Raw genomic sequence first — 3,608 nt, 5'->3', positions numbered from 1 at the left:
CCTCACCCTCGGGCAGGGCGCGGGCTTCGACTACGTGCAGGTCTATACGACCGACAAGTACCCGGGGCAGTCGCTCGCGGTGGCGATCGAGCCCATGACCGCGCCCGCCGATGCACTGAACAGCGGCGTCGGCCTGCGGCGCCTCGCCCCCGGCGAGACCTGGACCCTCGAGTGGGGCATCACGCTCGACTGAGCACGGCCCCGCGCGCTCCATGACTCCGGACGGCCGAGCCGAATTCGGACCCTCGGAACGTTTCGAGCCGAGCGCGCACGGGTTCTCCGGAGTTCTGGCGCGGCCTGCGTGCACAACTCAGCAGGAAACGGCCGATGCCCGCCCGGGAAACGATTCCGAGCGGGCATCGGGCTCAGTCATGCGGAGAACGGAACACCGGAGGGCTGCTACTCGCCCCGCTCACGCAGCTCCCGACGGGTCAGCTGCGGCGCGTGCGGCAGACCGGCGGAACCGGCTCCCGCACCAGCGCCAGCCAAGGCCAGTCCGTCCGCAGGGGCAGGTCCGTCAGACGGCTCGCCGCCGTCGGCCGGCGTCGATCCGTCGTCGCCGGATCCGGCCCTGCGGGCCTGACGTCGCTCTTTCGCCCCCTCGACGAGGTTGTACAGCGTCGGCAGTACGATCAGCGTCAGCACGGTCGACGAGAGCAGTCCGCCGATCACGACGATCGCGAGCGGCTGCGAGATGAACCCGCCGTGCCCCGTGATGCCGAGCGCCATCGGCGTCAGCGCGAGGATCGTCGCGAGTGCCGTCATGAGAATGGGTCGCAGACGCTTCTCTCCACCGGCCTTCACCGCGTCGATGGTCGACAGCCCCTTCTCGCGGTATTGGTTCACGAGGTCGATGAGCACGATCGCGTTCGTCACCACGATGCCGATCAGCATCAGCACACCGATCAGCGACGCGACGCCGAGCGGCACACCCGTGGCGATCTGCAGCAGGATCGCACCGGTCGCCGCGAACGGCACCGAGACGAGCAGCAGCAGCGGCTGACGCAGCGACTTGAAGGTCGCGACCATCACGACGTAGACGATCAGGATCGCTGCGAGCATCGCGAGTCCGAGCTGCGAGAACGAGTCGGCCTGCTGCGAGGCGACGCCGCCGACCTCGGCCGAGGCGCCGTCGGGCAGGTCGACCGCTGCGAGCGCGTCGGTGACCGACTGGCTCGCCACGGCGAGGTTGTCGGATGCCGGGGGCACGGTGATCGTCGCGGTGCGGCGTCCCTGCTCGGTGGTGATGGAGGTCGGGCCGTTGCGCTCCTCGACCGTCGCGATGTCCTGCAGCTGCACGACGCCGGTCGCGGTCGGGATGGCGAGCTCGCGCAGCGCCTGGGCGGTCGCGGGCGGCTCGGCCGACGCGAGGTAGATGGTCAGAGCGGTGTCGTCGATCTCGACGGTGCCCACCTGCTGCGGGCGCATCGTGTTCGAGACGATCGAGCCGACGGCCACCTCAGACAGGCCCCGCTGCGCGGCGGCGTCGCGGTCGACGACCACGGCCAGGTACGGCAGCGCCGCGGCGAGGTTGTCGGTGACCTGTCCGATGCCGTCGCGTCCGTCGAGCTCGTCGACGACGGCTGTCGTCGCAGTCTGCAGGTCTTCGGCGTTCGACGCCGAGACCGTGATCTCGATGTCGCTCGAGCCGAGGCCGGCGGATGCCGCGACCGACACCTCTCCGACGTCGGTGAGGTCTTCGATCGCGCTCTGCACGTCGGCGCGCAGCTTCTCCTGGTCGGCATCGCTGTCGGTCAGCACCGAGTACGTGACTCCGGCACCACCCGAGAACGCATCGCGCAGGGCGGATCCGCTCGAGCCGATCGAGGCCTGCACATGGGTGACGCCGTCGATGTCGAGCAGGGCGTCCTCGACGGCGATCGCCGCTTCCGACTTGGTCTCCAGGCTCGCGGTCGGCCCGAGGTCCTGCGTGACGGTCATGGTGTTCTGACCCGAGTCGCTGAGGAAGTTGATCTTCATCAGCGGTGCGGCGGCGAGCGTGGCACCGAGCACCACGACGGCGAGCACGACGGTGAGGCCCGAGTGCTTCAGCGTCCATCCGAGGATCGGTCGGTACGAGCTCTGCAGGCGCGTCGGCGGAGCATCCGGGTGCTCCGGGTCGATCTGCACGCCGTTCTCGTCGAGCAGCGGCTTGCCGGGGCGCAGGAACCAGTAGGCCAGCACCGGCACGATCGTCAGAGACACCAGCAGCGAGGCGACCATCGCGATCGACACCGTCATCGCGAACGGCCGGAACAGCTCTCCGACCATGTCGCCGACGAACACGATGGGCAGGAACACCGCGACCGTGGTGATGGTCGACGAGGTCACCGCCATCGCCACCTCGCGCACGGCCAGACGGATCGCATCGCCCTTGTCGGCGTCGCCCACGTAATGCCTCTTGATGTTCTCGATCACGACGATCGAGTCATCGACCACTCGTCCGATCGCGATCGTGAGCGCACCGAGGGTGAGGATGTTGAGCGAGTAGCCGAAGGCCTGCAGGCCGATGAAGGTGATCAGCACGCTGGTCGGGATCGAGATCGCGGTGACCAGGGTCGAGCGGATCGACATCAGGAACACGAGGATGACGATCACGGCGAAGACGAGTCCGAGCAGACCCTCGGTCGCGAGCGTCTCGATGGACTGCACGATGAACGGCGCCTGGTCGAAGATGATCGTGAACTTCGCGTCGGGGAACGCCTCCTCCAGCGTGTCCAGCGCCGCGACGACGCCCTCCGACACCTCGACGGTGTTGGCGGCGGGAAGCTTGGTGATCGAGATCGACAGGGCATCCTGGCCGTCGACGCGCGAGATCGACGAGACCGGGTCGGTCTCCTGCACGACCGTCGCGACGTCGCCGACGGTCTGATCGCTGCCGACCAGCGGAAGGGCGGCGATCTCGTCGACCGACGTGATCTTCGCACCCGTCTGCACGGTGAGCGTCTGTCCGTCTTCGGTGATGTCGCCGCCGGGGAAGAGCGTGCCGTTCTGCTGCAGCGCCGTGCTGATCGCCTGCGTGCTCTGGCCCGCTTCCGCGAGCTTGGCGACATCGGGCGTGATCGTGATGCGCTGGCCGACGCCGCCGATGATCTCCGCCGCGTTCACGCCGTCGACGTCTTCGAGTTCGGGGATGGCGACGTTCGTCAGCTCGGCCTGGGCGTTCTCGGCGTCGTCGAAGCCGGTCACGGCGACCTGGATCACCGGGAAGTCGTCGATCGACACCGTCAGCACCTGCGGGCTGACGTCATCGGGCAGCTGCGACACGATGCGGTTGATCGCCTGCTGGATCTTCTGCTCGGCGGTCGCGAGGTTGGTGCCGTAGGCGAAGGTCGCCTGCACGATCGAGGCGTTCGTCGTGCTCGTCGCGGTGGGGCCCGCGAGCCCCGGCACCCCCTGGATCGCCGACTCGATGGGTGTCGAGACGTCGTTCTCGACGACCTCGGGCGAGGCGCCGGGGTAGGTCGTCATGACCATCAGGTTCGGCAGCTCGAGCGAGGGGATGAGCGCCTGCTTGAGGTTCGTCAGAGCGAGCCCGCCGAACACGGCGGCGCAGATCGGGCTCAACGCGAGCAGTGCGCGGTGCTTGAGACTCAGGACGGCGAGGT

Annotated in this window: 1 protein-coding gene and 1 pseudogene; one reads left to right on the top strand and one right to left on the bottom strand. The window is 68.5% G+C overall.

Annotation, left to right across the window (positions count from 1 at the left end; translation table 11 throughout):
• Positions 1–193 (top strand): annotated as a pseudogene (locus J7E68_RS16045) (galactose mutarotase); the annotation flags it as partial.
• Between the two features lie 206 nt (positions 194–399).
• On the opposite strand, the gene J7E68_RS16040 reads toward J7E68_RS16045, so the two are convergent.
• Positions 400–3,608, bottom strand: a 3,209-nt coding sequence (locus J7E68_RS16040; RefSeq protein WP_215174260.1) for an efflux RND transporter permease subunit, incomplete at its 5' end; no start/stop codon positions are given.

The organism is Microbacterium sp. ISL-103, assembly GCF_018613995.1.
Lineage (GTDB): Bacteria > Actinomycetota > Actinomycetes > Actinomycetales > Microbacteriaceae > Microbacterium.
This window is presented reverse-complemented; position numbering and strand designations above follow the sequence as displayed.